We start from the raw sequence: 17,808 nt of genomic DNA, 5'->3' as shown, positions 1-17,808 counted from the left end.
CGATTTTATCAAATTTGGGTACATGCAATGTTAAAAAAAATAAATCAAAGACACAACAAAATCAAGTATTTATTCCAAAAAAGACAGAAAAAAAAGAAGCAATTTTATTTGTTATAAAATAAATAAACAGTACATTTGCGCCCAATTTTTAATCAAAAAATAGTATTTATGAATCATTATGAAACTGTTTTCATTTTAAATCCCGTTTTATCTGAAACACAGATAAAGGAAACAGTAGCGAAATTCGAGGATTTCATTGTTTCTAGAGGTGGCAAAATGATTTCAAAAGAAAATTGGGGGCTAAAGAAGTTAGCATACCCAATTCAGCACAAGAAAAGTGGTTTTTATCACTTATTTGAATTCCAAGCGCCAGGAGAAGTAATTACTCCTTATGAGTTAGAGTTTAGACGTGACGAGCGTGTAATGCGTTATTTAACTGTAAAGTTAGATAAACATGCAATTGCTTGGGCAGAGAAAAGAAGAAACAGACAAACCGCTAAATCTTAAGAAATTATGTCTTCAATAGAACAACAAGCAAAAGGAAAAAAAGAAGGAGAAATCAGATATTTAACTCCTTTGAATATAGAGACGCAAAAAAACAAGAAATATTGTCGTTTTAAGAAGTCGGGAATTAAGTATGTAGACTATAAAGACGCAGATTTCTTATTAAAATTCGTAAATGAGCAAGGTAAATTATTACCACGTCGTTTAACAGGAACTTCATTAAAATATCAACGAAAAGTGTCTGTAGCTGTGAAAAGAGCGCGTCACTTAGCATTAATGCCATATGTAGCAGATATGTTAAAATAAAAGAGAGACAGATTATGGAACTTATTTTAAAACAAGACGTTGAGAATTTAGGATTTAAAGATGATATCGTAACAGTAAAAAATGGTTACGGAAGAAACTATTTAATTCCTCAAGGATTCGCAAAACTAGCAACTAGTTCAGCTAAAAAAGTTTTAGCAGAGAACTTGAAACAAAAAGCATATAAAGAACAAAAATTAGTTGATGAGGCAAAAGCGGCTGAAAAGGCGTTATTAGGCTTAGAAATTAAGATTACTGCAAAAACAGGTGTTGGAACAAAATTATTTGGATCAGTAAGTAATATCAACTTAGCAGAAGCTCTTGAAAAAGAAGGGCATTCAATCGATAAAAAATATATCAAAGTTATCGGTGGAACTGTAAAAAGAACTGGTAAGTATGATGCAAAGATCAGATTACACAGAGATGTTGTTGTTGATCTTCCATTTGAAGTTATTGCAGAAGCATAAAAAAACGTTTGTAACGTTCATAAAAAAGTCACTCAAACTGAGTGACTTTTTTTTATCTTTATTTTTATATGTAAAAAATAACATTAAAACGATGGAAAAAGCTTCTTTACACTGTTTAGTAACTGATACAATTGGCGAGCCTTTACCAGGAGTAACTCTTCTTCTCAAAAATAAAAGTAAGAGTAATGCAGTGCCGCTAACTCAAGTAACCAATGCAAAAGGAAAAAGTACATTTGTGGGATTGTCTTTTAATGAATATGAACTCACAGTGTCGATGTCTGGATTTCAAACAGTAGAAAGAATGATTCGAATCCAAGTTGGAGAAACCAATATAACAGAAAACATAGTAATGAATACAGAACGTTATGAAGACTAAAACTTTCTGGGAAATTAAAGTGTATTTGGACAGAAAATCTTAAAATATCCTTGTAAATTTGCACTCTTTCAGAGAACGAGGAACTATGAAATATACACGTCTTACTAAAGAACAGTTAGAAGAATTACATCAAGAATTTATCAATTTTCTGGCGACACAATCTATTACGGCAGAAGAGTGGAAGCAACTAAAAGAAGAAAAACCAAAAGTTGCCGAAGAAGAGATTGATGTATTTAGTGATCTAGTTTGGGAAGGAGTATTAACTCAAGCAACATATCTAGAAAATATTTCTCCACAGCATATGTATTTATTTCACTTGCATGAAAGCGAAATGAAGCTCATTGCAGTAAAAATTCTTCGTAATGATGTTGATATTACCACGAAAGAAGGTTTTCAGTGGTTACGTGAAAACTATACTTCGGAAGAAGTAGAAATTTTAACAGCGAATAAAGAATATTCATCTGATCGAAATGCGGATAAATTTGCTCTCATTCAACAAGGATCAAACATTACCAAAGGGCAATTGTATCAATGGTTTGAAGCTATGATGGCTTAATTTGTATTCCGTAGAATATACAATCTAAAAAAATATAAGTAAAAATCACTCAAAAGTCTCCTAATCAGATAATTACTATATCTTAAAAAAGGAGAAGGTCTTTTGTAAATACGAACAAAGTGCCTCAATAAGAGACACTTTGTAGTTAAATAGCAGATGTTTTATTCTGTGTATGCACCCACATACCATTTCGATCCATCCCAGCAATATTCCTTTTGGACATTATCTTGATTATATGCATACACTCTTATGTGTATTTGCCCATTTTTATCTAACCAAGAAGTTGCATCTGGAGTAGAAGCTCCGTAAAATTGTCCAGTCAAAGCACCGGAATACCATTTGTCTTTGTCCCAGCAAAGCTCTATAATTTTTCCATCGGTTCCAATAGCATACACACGTATATGTATTTGCCCACTTGAATCGAGCCAAGAAGTAGCGCCTGCACCTGAAATTGCAGAAAACTGATTTGTCAAAGCTCCATCATACCATTTATTGGAATCCCAACATCTTTCTAGTAATTTGCCATTAGATTGTTGTAAACTGTAAATTCTTAAGTGAATTTGTCCACTTCCGTCAAGCCAGGAAGTAGCTCCCATTGCGTTTCCCATAATATTAATTTTTTAAAGGTTAATAAGTTAAATGAAGTTACATTTTAACATGGCTATTCGTAAGAGTATTAATACTTGTTTGTAAGAAAAAGTATTTTACTCTGTGTTTATTTTGCAGTTAAACTGTCAAATGAAATCGTTTTTTACATCAACAAGAAGTTGAGAAAAGCTAATCTATGTATTTTGGAAGTATTCAATCTGTACATTTTTTCAATCCCTAAAAAATAGACTTATATTTGCGCAACAATACTAAGACATGGCACAAAAACCTAGCATACCTAAAGGAACAAGAGATTTTTCTCCTATTGAAGTAACAAAAAGAAATTATATTTTTGACATTATAAAATCGGCTTTTCAAATGTTTGGATTTCAGCCAATTGAAACGCCTTCTTTTGAAAAATCGGAAACGCTATTGGGAAAATATGGTGAAGAAGGAGATCGTTTGATTTTTAAAATATTAAACTCAGGAGAAAAAGTTCGCAAAGCAGACTTAAAAGCGTTAGAAGAAGAAAATTTTGCACGTTTTTCAAATTCACTGTCAGAAAAAGCCTTGCGGTATGATTTAACCGTTCCTTTTGCTCGTTATGTCGTACAACATCAAAACGATATTACGTTTCCATTTAAGCGTTATCAAATACAACCTGTTTGGCGTGCAGACAGACCACAGCATGGGAGATTTCAAGAATTTTATCAATGTGATGCAGATGTAGTTGGTTCGACGTCTTTGTGGCAAGAAGTGGAGTTTGTACAATTGTATGATAAAGTTTTTACTGATTTAGGATTAAACGGTGTCACTATAAAAATAAACAACCGAAAAATTCTTTCTGGAATAGCCGAAGTGATTGGAGCGAAAGACAAATTGATTGATTTTACAGTCGCATTAGACAAATTGGATAAAATCGGTGAAGATGGTGTCAAAAACGAAATGCGCTCGAAAGGAATTTCTGCGGAAGCGATCGAAAAAATACAGCCTTTGTTCCAGTTTTCAGGAACATTAGATGAAAAATTAGACAAACTCAAGGAGTTACTTTCTGCTTCTAAAGAAGGAATGGAAGGCGTTGAAGAACTAGAATTTGTATTTGAAGCCATTGAAGTTCTTGGTTTGGAAACAGCTACACTCGCTTTAGATATCACGCTAGCACGTGGCTTAAATTATTATACAGGAGCAATTTTTGAAGTAGCTGCACCAGATGGAGTTAAAATGGGTTCTATTGGTGGCGGAGGTCGTTATGATGATTTAACCGGAATTTTTGGATTAAAAGATGTGAGTGGAGTTGGAATTTCGTTTGGATTGGATCGAATTTACCTCGTATTGGAAGAATTAAATTTATTTCCAGAGGCTGTTTCGGACAAAGTTGATGTATTATGTGTGAATTTTGGAGACCAAGAAGCATTAGCATCTTTACGATTGATTAAGAAGTTACGAGAAGCAGGCAAAAGTGCTGAGTTGTACCCTGATAATAAAAACATGAAAAAACAGATGAATTATGCTAATAAGCGTGATATTCCATATGTAATTATTATTGGCGGAAACGAGTTGAAAAACAGTACTTGTATTGTGAAAAACATGAAAAGCGGCACACAATTAGAAGTTCCGTTTGATGAAGTTTTAACAGCTTTTTAAAAAGAACTCAAAAAAGAATGCATGTTTAAAGACGCTTTTTAATAGCTAAATTTTATAAAAAACATTCCGCTACAAGTCCTTTTTGTAAGTTTTACGTCTTTTATGAGTTACAGGGTTAAAATGTTTCCATATTTGATGAATTGCCGTGTTTTCAATCAATTCTGGAGTACGAATACACTCTTGTACACCTTTAGACTTAAAGGTTAAATAATATTCCATAAAAATGATGGCTGTTAATCCTTTGTTTTGATATTCTGGATGAATGCCAATAAGGTAAAAAGTAATACGTTTGCTATGTTTTCTAGCTTTCAGTAAATGGAAGATACCAAAAGGGAATAATTTTCCATTCATTTTTTGGAGAGCCTGAGCGAATGAAGGCATTACAATTGCAAAAGCCACTAACTTATCATCTTTATCAACAACAAATTTGATGAATTCAGGATTAATGAAACCTATGTAGCGTTTTTTAAAGTATTCCTTTTGGATATCATTAATTGGAACAAAAGAAGACAATGAGGCATATGAGGCATTAAATAAATCGAACATTTGATCAACATAAGGCATGATATCTTTTGTTCGGGTAAAATTTAACGGACGCAATTGAAACCGTTTTTTAATTAACTCTTGCGCTCGTTCGAAAGTTTCTGGGTGAACGTTGCTAAAATCAAATTTATTTTCTAAATATTCTTTTTCTTTAATCAATCCATGATGAATCAAATGTTGTTCATAATACGGATGATTATACCAAGTAATCATAGTTCCAATATGATCAAACCCTTCGGTTAAAACTCCCACTTTATCCAAGTTAGAAAAACCAACGGGTCCTTCCATGTATGCAAGTCCGTGCGCTTTTCCAATCTCGGCAACCTTATCTAGTAATGCGCCCGAAACTTCAAAATCATCAATCATATCAAACCAGCCAAAACGCATTTTGGCCAATTTTTGTTCCTTTACCTCAATCCAATTAATAATGGCGGCTATACGTCCTACTATTTTTCCATCTTTAAAAGCTAAGAAAAATTGTGCGTCAGCATCTAGAAAGGCAGGATTTTTATCTTTGTCAAATGTTTCTAATTCATCTTTGATGATTGGAGGTACCCAATATTTGGAACCTTTGTAAAGACTAAAAGGAAATTTAATAAAATCTTTTAACTCTTTTTTATTAGCGACTTCGCGAACTGTGATCATAAAATAGGAAGATTAAATTATCAAAAAAAGGAATTGATTAGTTTCCGTCATCTTCGAACTTTTCCAGTTCTTTTTCATCTTTTTTCTTCTTCTTTTTTTGATCTTCTCCTTTAGGATCTTGCTCGTCAATTGGAATAATTTCATCTTCATGCCAGTCATCAAATCGATAGGAGAGTCCTAAGCCAGCAAAAATACGAGTAGGAGTGTTTTTTATACCAGCGCCAATATATGCATCTAACTGAAAATCTTCACCCAATAAATAAGCTCCACCTGCTCTAAACAAAGCGTCAGCATATCGATCACTATCAATTCCTTGATGTTCAATAAAAGCAGACCATTTTGGGTTATCGAATGCATGTGTAAGCGTTAATATATAGCTTAACTCTTTTGAATCTTCTGAAGTAATACGATCATACGTAATATTGGTTACAAAAACCCATCGTCCTGCAAAGTGACTTTGTGTGGCTACTGTAACTTTAGGGCTTACAGAAGGTTCTGTAATTGGGAAATATGGATTGTCTGAGAATACAAAGTTTGCCCCAACATATACACCAATAGCAGGAATAAGGTCTTTCCAACGGAAAGAATTATTAGCTTTCCAACTATAAAGATTTGGTTTTTCTAACGAAGATTTTAGATACGGATCATAAATCATGTATTTAGCACCAAGCGTATGTGTTAAAAAACCATTTCGATTAAATTCAAATGCAGGACTGGTAGCATTGTTAGTAAATGTGTCAAATTGATAAGCTCCTTCCCAGCTAATTTCTAATTGTTCTTTAAACAATCCGTAACGAATTGCAAAATCAAGTCCAAAAGCTTTTACTTCGGTATTTAATTTCTTATGTTCTAACTTTTCAACAAACATACCACCTTCAAGCTGTAAAACATTTTTACCAACAGAATAGGCGCTGATAGAAGCTCCTGGGCGATTAGAGTTAATAACATCTGTATATTGAGCAAACGTGTATGTAGTTATAAATAAAAAACTGAGAACGGTTAAGGTAAATTTTGTTTTCATATAATATAGCATATTAATTTTCAATAGGTTTTCATATTATTTTGTGAAAAGAAATCTCAAAATGAAACAGAAACCTTTATGAAATCTAAATGTTTTTTCAATTGGTTGCATCCAAATCTACATAAAAATATACTTTTTTATCTAGTAAAAGCCATATAAATCTGCATAAGTTGTATTTTTGAAAAAATATAGGTTACATCAATTAAAATATGGGATTACTCAGAACAATACTAATCATCATCGCCGTATATTATATCGTAAAATTTCTTTCTAGATTATTTGCGCCAATGTTGATACGTTATGTGGCTAAAAAAGCAGAAAAACGCTTTGCAGAACAATTCAATCAACAAGCAAGACAACAACAAGGAAGAAAAGAAGGCGAAACTATAATTGATAAGGTGCCTAACAGGAAAAGTTCTTCCAATAATGTTGGAGAATACATCGATTATGAAGAAGTTGATTAACGATTTGTGTTACTTTTCCCGTCTTTCCGAAAAGGTTTAGTATATTGCTTTCATCTATCATAAAAATAATCATTACGTGCAGTTAGATTTTAAAAAAATAGTTCCTCACTTAATAGCGTTACTGCTATTTGTAGGAATGTCATTGGCTTATTTTTATCCAGTATTACAAGGAAAAAAAATACAACAAACCGATATCGTTCAATATGCTGGAATGGCAAAGAAACAGAATGATTATCGTGAAACGACAGGAGAAGAGTTGTATTGGACAGATAATGCGTATGGAGGAATGCCCACATACCTTTTAGGAGCACGTTATCCTCATAGCTATATTAAAACTTTAGATAGAACGCTACGATTTTTACCAAGACCAGCAGATTATTTGTTTTTATACTTTTTAGGAATCTATATTCTTTTGTTAGTGATGAAGGTCAATTGGAAGTTGGCGATTCTTGGAGCCATTTCCTTTGGATTTTCTACTTACTTTATAGTCATTTTAGGCGTTGGTCACAACGCCAAAGCACATGCAATAGCTTATTTTCCGTTGGTGCTAGCAGGAATTTTACTGACATTTCAACGAAAATATGTATGGGGATTTTTGCTAACAGCCATTGCTATGTCACTCGAAATTATGACATCGCATCCGCAAATGACTTATTATTTGATGTTGCTAGTCGCAGTAATGGGATTGGTATATTTCATCAATGCTTTTCAAAATAAGGAATTACCACATTTTCTTAAAAGTGTTGGATTATTATTTGCAGCAGTTTTACTTGGTATAGGTGTTAATGGTACCAATTTGTTGACCACTAAACAATATGCTGATTGGAGTATTCGTGGGAAGAGTGAATTAACAATTAACCCTGATGGCTCGCAGAAAGAACGACAAGGACTCTCCAAAGAGTACATAACGGAGTACAGTTATGGGAAAGCTGAAACCTTTAATTTGTTAGTCCCACGTTTTATGGGAGGAGCTGGTTCAGAGGATTTTGGAACAAACTCAAAAACGTATAAGTTCTTATTGCAACGAAATGTACCTGCTGGTCAGGCTCGAGAAATTGTAAGGAATATTCCTGGTTATTGGGGAGACCAACCTATCATTGCTGCGCCAGCATATGTAGGAGCAGTCATTATATTTTTGGCATTGTTGGGATTATTTTTAGTGAAAAATAAAGCAAAATGGTGGCTAGTAGGAGGGATTGTTATGTCAATTCTATTGTCATGGGGAAAAAATTTCAGTATTCTTACTGATTTTATGCTTGATTATTTTCCGCTATACGGCAAATTTAGAGCAGTTTCATCCATTCAAGTGGTCCTTGAGCTATGTGTGCCAATTTTAGGAATTCTCGCATTAGTGGCATTTTTCAAAAAAGAAAAAGAATCAGAAATAGCACAAACAAGCTCTCAGAAAACCAAGCAACGTGCTATTTTTATGAGTGTGGGTATTATTGGAGCGATTCTTCTATTCTTTATGGTATTTAAGTCGTCACTATTTGACTTTATAGGATTGAACGACGCATATTACGAACAGTTTTTCGGACCAGAATTGATGGAAATTATTCGTGAAGATCGTGCTGGAATGCTTGTCAATGATTCAATTCGATCGTTGGTACTGATTCTTCTTACCGCAGGAGTTTTAATTGCCTTTTTACGAAAAAAACTCAATGAAAACATACTCATTATAGTGATAGCTGGATTGTTACTTTTTGATTTGGTAGGGATTGCTAGAAACTATGTAGCTACCGAAAACTTTGTGTCGAAAGCTCAATTTGCACGTCCGTACAGAACATTAGAAGTAGATAAGCAAATTCTTCAAGATAAAGGACATTATCGTGTATTTGAACCACGATTACGCTTGGCAAATTCACGTACAGCATTTTTCCATAACACGCTTGGTGGATATCATGCTGCAAAACCAAGACAGTTTCAAGAATTATATGATTTTTATCTAGATCATGGAAATGAAAAATTTGAAGTGAACGAGCGAAACATCAATGTAATCAATATGTTGAATGTTCGATATATCATTAAAGATTTAGAAGGTTCAGAAGATCAAGCAGGTGCAGGTGCAATTGCATTAAAAAATCCATATCCCAATGGGAATGCTTGGTTTGTAGAAAAAGTAAAAACTGTAGAAACAGCAGATGAAGAAATGTTATCTATTTTTGGATTGGATACAAAAAATGAAGCTGTTATTCGTAAAGGACAAGAAGATGCTCAACATTTAGAGGAAACGTATACAAAAGATTCATTAGCAACCATTGAATTGGTTTCTTATAAACCTGATGCTTTACAATACAAATCTGAAAACTCTACTAATGGATTTGCTGTGTTTTCTGAAATTCATTATCCACATGGTTGGAATGCATACATTGACGGTAAATTAGTACCACACTACCGTGTCAATTATGTGCTAAGAGCATTAGAAATTCCTGCAGGAGCACATACAATCGATTTTAAGTTTGAACCAACTGTTGTAGAAAGAGGAACTACAATTTCATTGATAAGTTACTTAATTCTTGCAGTATTAATTATTGGTGGGTTTTATTATGAGTTTAAACGTAAAAACTCAAATTCAACACAAGCGTAATTGAGTGTAGGAATATGGCAAAAAAAGTAGTCATCGTTTCATATTATTGGCCACCAGCAGGAGGACCAGGTGTGCAACGTTGGTTGAAGTTTGTTAAATATTTGAGAGATTTTGAGATTGAACCAATTTTGTTTGTTCCCAAAAATCCAAATTATCCTATAACAGATGAAACATTTTCTGCTGAAATCCCTAAGGATATAACGATTTTAAAGCAGCCGATTTTTGAACCGTATGCAATTGCAAATTTATTTTCTAAGAAAAAAACCAATAAAATTAGTAAAGGGATTATTGCTAAAGAAAAGCAAACTTTTGTAGAAAAACTGCTATTGTACATTCGTGGTAACTTCTTTATACCAGATGCGAGAAAGTATTGGATTAAACCTTCCGTAAAATTTTTAAAGAAGTACCTTTTAGAACATTCAATTGAAACTATTGTTACTACTGGTCCGCCGCATAGCATGCACTTAATAGGTTTGAAACTTCGAAAAGAATTGCAAATTCAATGGTTAGCAGATTTTAGAGATCCTTGGACAACAATTGGTTATCATGACGAGTTAAAATTGACAAAAAAATCACAAGAGATTCATCGTAGGCTTGAGTCGACTGTATTGCAAACTGCGGATCAGATTGTAACAACGAGTTTTACAACACGTACAGAGTTTTCGCAACTTACTTCGAAACCAATTGAGGTAATTACCAATGGATATGATGTTGAGAAATTTTCCTCGAGTTCTCTCGATAAAAAGTTTACAATTTCACATATTGGTTCGTTGCTTTCTGAACGAAATCCAGAAATCCTTTGGGAAGTATTGGCTGAGTTGATTGAAGAACATGAAGATTTTTCAAAAGATGTGCAACTTCAGTTTGCGGGAGTAGTAAGTGATCGTATTCAACGACATATACAAAACGCAGGTTTGGAAAAGTATACAACATATTTTGGATATGTATCTCATCAAAAAGCATTGCAGTTGCAACGTGGTTCTCAATTGTTATTGGTAATTGAAATTAATGCAGAAAAAACAAAAGGAATTATCGCAGGAAAATTGTTTGAATATATGGCAGCAGAACGTCCAATACTAGGACTAGGACCTAAAGATGCTGATATTGCTAAAATTATTCAAGAAACCAACACAGGGACCTATTTTTTATATACTGAAAAGGAGAAGTTGAAAATGCAAATTCTCTCGTATTATGAAGCATATAAAAAACAATCACTACAAGTGTTTCCTATAGGCTTGCAAAAATATTCTCGTAAAGCACTCACAAAAAAATTAGCAGAACTGTTGCACGCACTTCACTAAAAAACCTTACCTAGTTTTTATACCAAGTAAGGTTCATTTTATAACCAAACAACTAAATTTTTAATTTCTAGATCTTCCGCTACGCTGAGCTCTATTAGAGCGTTGAGTTGTAGAATTTCGTTGCGAAGAGCGTTGTTGTGATCGGGTAGCTCTTGAAGAATTTGATCTTTGCGATGAAGAACGAACAGCTCTTCTATCTGAATTTCTACTACTTCTTACAGAGTTATTATTTCTAGTAGAAGAACCGCGTGTCGCTCTAGTAGGTGTTCTGTCTGTATTGTTGGTACGAACTCGGTCATTACTTTGAGAACGGGTATTTCCTCTATCAACTCTTGAATTACTACTGCGAACATTTCCAATAGAAGAATTATTCCTTGTATTACGAGTTGTACTTCTTACAGAATTGTCATTTCGTGTATTAGTACCACGAGTAGTACGTACGTTTTGATTTCTTGTGGTGGCTGCTGCACGCGTATTTCTAGTATTTGTATTGGTGCGTGTTACTGTTCTTCGTGTGTTATATACTGCTGTATCGTTTCTACGAGCCACACGACGATCGTTTCTGTATATACTTCTTCGATTTGTATTCACTCGAGCGTTACTGTGATATACATGACCAATTCTAGCTCTAGTATATCTGTGACGATAGTTATTTCTATATGGAGCACAATACGTGTAACGAATTGGCGTGTAAAATCTTCTGTAAGGGCGAATACTTACAATACATAAATTTACCGTTGGACGAAAGAATAGATTACTGTAAAATACTGATCTTCCTGGGTATCTGTTAAATGTATTGATATAACCTCTTGTGTGAGAAAATCTGTAGTAATCATCATAATACACAAATAGCCCTCCAACTTGAACTAAGTTTCCAAATCCATCATAATTTAGATGAATATTACCTATTTGGTAAACTCTTCCGTAATAATCATAAAAAATAGGTGTATTTTCAATCTGAATAATTGCTCCATAATCATCATATTGAACAAATGGATTGTAATTGTACCCAGAATTGAATGTAATATGGAGTCCAGCTACATTTGCATTTACACTAACTCCTGGATGTAAGCGATTGATAAAGAAGTCAAACTCTCCATCATTATATACTGAAAACGTAATTCCATTTTCTATAAAACTAATAGATTCTTGAAATCGTACGGAATTCGTTGCTGACGTATCAACCCGTTTAGCTTCTGCGGTATGTGACACTAGGAAAAACAATCCTGTAAGTGCGATAATAAATTTCTTCATAACGAACGGTTTTAATGATTCATATTACACTAACCAAACAACGTGCCAAAAATAAAATAACATTTAAGCGGCGATCTGTGATAAGCAAAATAACTGCAAGAAAGTATGGTTTTTCCATACTATAAAGTATTACTAATTAATTACTTTAGGCGTCGTTATAGTAGTGCTGCGTTCGTATTGTGAACACATAAAGAAAATAGTTATAATCGTTTGATACAACATAAATTTTTGTAGTTTAGTTGACTCTTTATGTTTTTAGGGATCATGCGAAAACAGCGAAGAAATAATTGGAGCGGTTTCTTTATACTATAAAAAAATAACCTCGTGTGATCCAATACAGACACACGAGGTTTTATTTTTGATGATAAAGTATCAAGAATAATTACTTATCCTTTTTCAACTTTCTAGTAGTACTGTTATTTCTGTAATAATATAAATCATCGTCATGAGATGGATAATCATGTCCATTATTGATGTTGTCTATGTGAACACTTCCATGATCAATTCCACAACTAGCAGTGCCACAAATTCCACAATCTACAATTGGTTTGATATTTCCATACTGTCTAATCAATCGTCCCCAACCATTATATTTAAGGTGCAAACCACCAATTTGTTTTAGTTTTCCATGACGGTTATGATATTGCATGTAAATTGATCCAATTCTTTTTACTCTTCCCAATCTATCATAGTTGATAAATAGATTTCCAATTCTACGAACTCTACCATTGATGTCATGTTCTACACGAACGCCAATATTTGAGGTATGATAACGATTACCACTAATTCTGACTCTAGGAGCACCATAAGTTGCGTTTACAGATCCTCTACGTGTTCTTTGATACGTAATAGGATGTGTGTTAAAATCAAATTCTCCATTTAAGAAAACAAAAAATTCAACACCTCGCTCTACAAACTGAATTGGTTGTGCATAACGATAGCGATTGGTTAACCCGTTTTCACTTCCTGTTGATTGGTCACTTATTACATTTGCTTGCGTAGTCGTTACACTTAATAACATTCCTACTAATAAAAAATAAAAGTTTTTCATAAGTTCTACTTTTAGGGTTATGCCTACTCTTTAGCTTTTCGGCGTGCGCTATTTGTTATAGATAAAACCAATTTGCGTGCCAAAAATGTAATGATTTAATTATCAGTATTTTATATTGTTTTAATTTGAGTAAATTTATTCTGTAAATGCTATTTATGTAAAATTTGTATCTTTTTTTTAACCAATTAGCGTGATATGCTCATAAAAGGAAAAACAATATGAATAATCTTTGGAAAGCATTAATGATTCCTCAAAAGTGATTGTTTGATTATTACAAATTTATTGATGATGCGCTTAACATTTGTAAATAGATTTTAGCATATTTGTATCACAACTAGCCAAAAAACTGTATGTCTGATATTAAGAAAATCTGTCCGAATTGTGATTACCAGTTAACGCCTTATCATAATTTTTGTCCAAACTGTGGGCAAAAAGTAGATGATAAATTGAGTATGCGTGTATTGTTTCATAATACAATCATGAATTATTTTTCGGTAGATGCACGTTTTTTTAGAAGTTTTATTCCATTATTAATCAAGCCTGGTTTTTTGGCAAAGCAATATGTAGGCGGAAAGCGGCTCATGTATTTACATCCTGCTCAATTTTACCTTTTTGCATCGATTGTTTTTTTCTTTTTATTTTCAGTTTCGACACGTTCATCGCAGCAAAGTTTTGATCGGAATTTGCAACGTTCTTTTGGAAATGAACGTGAAATAGTTTCTGAAGCCGAAAGAGTGCGAGATTCTATTCAAGAAGTATTAGAAGAACAAGCAGCCAATATGAACGGAAAAGACAGTGTAACCATTCAGAAATTAGCAAGTGATCTCAAGAAAACAAATAGTAAGAATCAAAAAATAGATTCTACAGGTAAAAAAGAAGGAAGGAATGTAAAAGGTTCTTTTTTAGGGTTTAAATACGATGCAAATATGCTAGATTCTTTACAAAAAGCCAATGCAAGTACTGAAGAAAAACTACGTGCAATTGGGTATAAAGAATCGGATGGTTGGTTTTCTAAATTTATGGGAAAACAAGTGCTTAAATTTAGAGAGAATAGAGGTGTTGGTTTTTTTAAAGCTTTCTTGGACACAATTCCAATCTCAATGTTCTTTTTGATTCCAATTTTTGCATTTTTACTAAAAATATTATACCGAAAGCGAGGTCGATTTGCTCATCATATGGTGTTTAGTTTTTACTATTTTGCATTTATGTTTTTAACCTCTAGTTTGTTAATATTAACCAATTATATTGTTGATATACCTAATAGTATTGACTTCTTCATCATTTTATCAACCTTCTTTTATTTGGTCATTAGTTTAAAACGTTTTTACGAACAAGGTTATATAAAGACATTTTTCAAAACGTGTATATTGTCTTTTGTGTACTTACTCTTTGTAGTGCCATTAACATTTGTAATGCTATGGGTAGTTTCTTTCTTTTTGTATTAGTAGTATAACTAGAGAGAAAGTTTTTCTTGTAAATAATTACCAGTAAATGAATTCTTGTTGCGAGCAACTTCTTCAGGTGTTCCTGAAGCTACAAGAGTCCCTCCATTTTTTCCGCCTTCAGGCCCTAAATCGATAATGTAATCGGCACACTTAATTAGTTCAATGTTGTGTTCAACTACAATAATAGAATGTCCTTTGTCGATTAATGCATCAAAGGATTTGAGTAGTTTTTTGATATCGTGAAAATGGAGTCCTGTTGTTGGTTCGTCAAATATAAATAATGCTTTTTCTTTGGTATTTCCTTTTACTAAAAATGAAGCCAATTTAATTCGTTGTGCTTCTCCACCAGAAAGGGTTGATGAACTTTGTCCTAATGTAACATATCCTAAACCTACATCTTGTAAAGGTTTTAATTTTTTGTGAATTTTTGTTTCATTATGCTCTGTAAAAAAGTCCATGGCATCATCAATCGTCATATTCAAAATATCATCAATATTTTTATCTTGAAAAGTGACCTCTAGTACTTCTTTTTTAAAACGTTTTCCTCCACATGTTTCGCATTCTAAATGTACATCTGCCATAAATTGCATCTCAATAGTCACTTGTCCTTCACCTTTACAGGTTTCGCAACGACCTCCATCAACGTTGAATGAGAAATGTTTCGTTTTATAATTGCGTATTTTTGATAATTTCTGATTTGCAAACAAGCTCCTGATATCATCATATGCTTTAATATATGTCACAGGATTGGAACGAGAGGAGCGTCCAATAGGGTTTTGATCAACAAATTCAATATGTTTTATATGACTATACTTTCCTTCTAATTTGGAGAACTGTCCCGCTTTTTCTCCATAACCACCAATTTCTTTTAAAAGAGATGGATACAAAATCTTTTTGACTAAGGAGCTTTTCCCACTTCCAGAAACACCAGTTACTACAGTAAGGACATTTAGAGGAAATGTAACATCAATATTCTTGAGATTGTTTTCACGGGCACCAACAATTTTTACAAATTGAGGAGAAGTTCTTCTTTTTTTCGGAACTTCAATTTGCATAGTCTTGTTGAGGTATTTTGCAGTCAAAGAATCTGCTTTCAAAATTGTATCATAATTACCAAATGCAACTACATTTCCTCCATGTGTCCCAGCTTCTGGTCCAATATCAATAATTTCATCTGCAGCTTGCATGATGTCTTCATCATGTTCTACAACAATGACTGTATTACCTAAATCGCGAAGTGATTCAAGCACTTTTATTAAGCGTTCACTGTCTTTAGGATGTAATCCGATGCTCGGTTCATCTAAAATATACATAGAGCCAACTAAGCTGCTTCCTAAAGAAGTTGCCAAATTAATACGTTGTGATTCACCTCCAGATAATGAATTTGATTTACGATTGAGCGTTAAATAATCCAAACCAACATTGGTTAAGAATAGCAAACGATTATTAATTTCTTTTAATAAACGTTGTGCAATTTGCTTGTCGTGTTCATTCAAGTGCAATTCTTCAAAAAACACAGAAAGCTCATTGAGCGGCATTACTACGAGATCGGTTATCGTTTTACCTCCAACTTTCACATAATTAGCTTCTTGTCGTAAACGTTTTCCTCCACAGACAGCACATTTCGTTTTTCCACGGTAACGAGAAAGCATCACACGATTTTGAATTTTATAACTTTTTTCTTCTAAAAAAGCGAAAAACTGATGCAATCCTTCAAAATAGTCGTTTCCTTCCCAAACTAATTGTTTTTGCTCTTCCGTCAGTTCAAACCACGGTTTATGAATAGGGAAATCAAATTTATAAGCATTATTAACCAATTGATCTCTATACCAACCCATACTTTCACCACGCCATGGAAATATTGCATTTTCATACACAGAAAGCCCAGTATTTGGAATCACCAAATCTTCATCAATGCCTATTACATCTCCATATCCTTCACATTTTGGACAGGCACCATAAGGATTATTAAAGCTAAAAAGATGCACATTTGGTTCAAGGAATTTCATTCCATCCAACTCAAATTTATTACTAAAATGTACAGCTTTTTGGTCACTTAAAGATTCAACATAACATTCTCCTTTTCCTTCAAAGAACGCCGTTTGTACTGCATCAGCTAGTCGATTGTAAAAATCGTCATCATGTGATACGACAATACGATCAATTACAAGTGAAAACTCGTCATCAAAATTTTCAGTAATATCATCAATGCGAAAAACTTCACCATTTTTTTTAATTCTAGCATATCCTTGTTGAGCCAAAACCTTAATAGTGTGAAAAGCACTGCGATCTTGCGGAATAGTAATTGGAGCTAATAAAAGGAGTTTACTTCGTTCCTCAAATGTTTTTACATATTCAATGACATCGGTTACGGTATGTTTTTTTACTTCCTCTCCAGAGATAGGCGAGAAGGTTTTTCCAATTCGAGCATACAATAACTTTAAATAATCATAAATTTCGGTTGTAGTTCCTACTGACGATCTTGGATTGGTAGAGTTTACTTTCTGTTCAATGGCAATCGCAGGAGCAATTCCTTTTATATACTCAACCTTTGGTTTATGCAAACGCCCTAAGAACTGACGTGCATATGAGGATAAACTTTCTACATACCTGCGTTGTCCTTCGGCATACAAAGTATCAAAAGCCAAACTAGATTTTCCTGAGCCCGATAGCCCTGTAATCACAACTAATTTGTTTCGGGGAATTACGACATCAATGTTTTTAAGGTTGTGTAGTTTTGCACCTTTAATAATGATGTTTTCTTTTGGATTTATAGTAGCAAGATCTTGTGTCATTGGAAAAAAATATGTGCAAAGATACTGCTTTTACGTTTGGTAATAAAATCAATTCAATTTAAAGAATGTGCTACAAAATGTTGGTTTTACTGACAATTCGTCTAAAGAAATACCGTTTTTCAACGAATAAACAAGATGAAAATGTTAAAAAAACAATTTTTATTTGCTTTTTTTTAACGAATCTCATTATATTTGGAACAATTACAAACACTACAAAAATAGCAGCCTATAGTATAAAAATACTTTTTTAAAACTTGGAAATAA

The 17,808-nt window shown here is 33.2% G+C and carries 16 protein-coding genes; 10 read left to right on the top strand and 6 right to left on the bottom strand.

The window, feature by feature from the left end:
• Window positions 1-168 precede the first annotated feature (168 nt).
• The 5 genes from rpsF to AA088_RS09450 all read left to right on the top strand — a co-directional run bounded on the left by rpsF (window position 169) and on the right by AA088_RS09450 (window position 2,206).
• Window positions 169-507: a 30S ribosomal protein S6 gene (gene rpsF, locus AA088_RS09470; RefSeq protein ID WP_046744746.1), complete on the top strand. Its 339-nt coding sequence runs from the start codon at window positions 169-171 to the stop codon at window positions 505-507.
• A gap of 6 nt (window positions 508-513) precedes the next feature.
• Window positions 514-810 (top strand): 30S ribosomal protein S18, encoded by a 297-nt coding sequence (gene rpsR / locus AA088_RS09465; protein ID WP_046744745.1) that lies wholly within the window; start codon window positions 514-516, stop codon window positions 808-810.
• Between the two features lie 14 nt (window positions 811-824).
• Window positions 825-1,274 carry a 50S ribosomal protein L9 gene (rplI, locus tag AA088_RS09460; RefSeq protein WP_046744744.1) on the top strand — a complete coding sequence of 150 codons (450 nt, stop codon included), beginning with the start codon at window positions 825-827 and terminating at the stop codon, window positions 1,272-1,274.
• A gap of 91 nt (window positions 1,275-1,365) precedes the next feature.
• Entirely contained in the window at window positions 1,366-1,650 is a 285-nt protein-coding gene (locus AA088_RS18540) for a carboxypeptidase-like regulatory domain-containing protein (protein ID WP_046744743.1), read from the top strand.
• An 85-nt stretch (window positions 1,651-1,735) separates the two neighbouring features.
• On the top strand, window positions 1,736-2,206 hold the full coding sequence (locus AA088_RS09450; RefSeq protein ID WP_046744742.1) for a DUF6495 family protein: 471 nt from the start codon (window positions 1,736-1,738) through the stop codon (window positions 2,204-2,206).
• A 161-nt stretch (window positions 2,207-2,367) separates the two neighbouring features.
• Here AA088_RS09450 and AA088_RS18535 read toward each other — a convergent pair whose 3' ends face one another.
• Window positions 2,368-2,814 carry a hypothetical protein gene (locus AA088_RS18535; RefSeq protein ID WP_052752847.1) on the bottom strand — a complete coding sequence of 149 codons (447 nt, stop codon included), beginning with the start codon at window positions 2,812-2,814 and terminating at the stop codon, window positions 2,368-2,370.
• 256 nt (window positions 2,815-3,070) lie between these two features.
• On the opposite strand from AA088_RS18535, the gene hisS reads away from it, so the two are divergent.
• Complete coding sequence (gene hisS, locus AA088_RS09440; protein ID WP_046744741.1) at window positions 3,071-4,438, top strand: histidine--tRNA ligase; 1,368 nt, start codon at window positions 3,071-3,073, stop codon at window positions 4,436-4,438.
• 69 nt (window positions 4,439-4,507) lie between these two features.
• On the opposite strand, the gene AA088_RS09435 is transcribed toward hisS, so the two are convergent.
• Window positions 4,508-5,626 (bottom strand): hypothetical protein, encoded by a 1,119-nt coding sequence (locus AA088_RS09435; RefSeq protein WP_046744740.1) that lies wholly within the window; start codon window positions 5,624-5,626, stop codon window positions 4,508-4,510.
• Between the two features lie 37 nt (window positions 5,627-5,663).
• Entirely contained in the window at window positions 5,664-6,647 is a 984-nt protein-coding gene (locus AA088_RS09430) for a transporter (protein ID WP_046744928.1), read from the bottom strand.
• Window positions 6,648-6,856: 209 nt separating this feature from the next.
• Here AA088_RS09430 and AA088_RS09425 point away from each other — a divergent pair, with 209 nt between their 5' ends.
• From AA088_RS09425 to AA088_RS09415, 3 genes are all read left to right on the top strand, one after another.
• Window positions 6,857-7,111: a DUF4834 family protein gene (locus AA088_RS09425; protein ID WP_046744739.1), complete on the top strand. Its 255-nt coding sequence runs from the start codon at window positions 6,857-6,859 to the stop codon at window positions 7,109-7,111.
• A gap of 76 nt (window positions 7,112-7,187) precedes the next feature.
• Window positions 7,188-9,698 (top strand): YfhO family protein, encoded by a 2,511-nt coding sequence (locus AA088_RS09420; RefSeq protein WP_046744738.1) that lies wholly within the window; start codon window positions 7,188-7,190, stop codon window positions 9,696-9,698.
• Between the two features lie 14 nt (window positions 9,699-9,712).
• Window positions 9,713-10,999: a glycosyltransferase family 4 protein gene (locus AA088_RS09415; protein ID WP_046744737.1), complete on the top strand. Its 1,287-nt coding sequence runs from the start codon at window positions 9,713-9,715 to the stop codon at window positions 10,997-10,999.
• Window positions 11,000-11,059: 60 nt separating this feature from the next.
• Here the strand turns inward: AA088_RS09415 and AA088_RS09410 are convergent, their stop codons facing one another.
• Both AA088_RS09410 and AA088_RS09405 read right to left on the bottom strand, forming a co-directional pair.
• The gene (locus AA088_RS09410; RefSeq protein ID WP_046744736.1) at window positions 11,060-12,253 is read right to left on the bottom strand and encodes a hypothetical protein; all 1,194 of its coding nucleotides are present in this window, start codon (window positions 12,251-12,253) and stop codon (window positions 11,060-11,062) included.
• A gap of 382 nt (window positions 12,254-12,635) precedes the next feature.
• A complete protein-coding gene (locus AA088_RS09405) occupies window positions 12,636-13,304 on the bottom strand; it encodes a hypothetical protein (protein ID WP_157547131.1) in 669 nt (222 codons plus the stop codon).
• A 350-nt stretch (window positions 13,305-13,654) separates the two neighbouring features.
• Between AA088_RS09405 and AA088_RS09400 the strand changes: the two genes are divergently transcribed.
• Entirely contained in the window at window positions 13,655-14,749 is a 1,095-nt protein-coding gene (locus AA088_RS09400; RefSeq protein WP_046744734.1) for a DUF3667 domain-containing protein, read from the top strand.
• An 8-nt stretch (window positions 14,750-14,757) separates the two neighbouring features.
• Here AA088_RS09400 and uvrA read toward each other — a convergent pair whose 3' ends face one another.
• On the bottom strand, window positions 14,758-17,544 hold the full coding sequence (gene uvrA / locus AA088_RS09395) for an excinuclease ABC subunit UvrA (protein WP_046744733.1): 2,787 nt from the start codon (window positions 17,542-17,544) through the stop codon (window positions 14,758-14,760).
• Window positions 17,545-17,808: the final 264 nt, after the last annotated feature.

The sequence above is a fragment of the Kordia zhangzhouensis genome, assembly GCF_001005305.1.
Classification (GTDB): Bacteria; Bacteroidota; Bacteroidia; order Flavobacteriales; family Flavobacteriaceae; genus Kordia; species Kordia zhangzhouensis.
The sequence above is the reverse complement of the archived record's forward strand: the minus strand, read 5'-3'. Positions and strand labels throughout refer to the sequence as shown.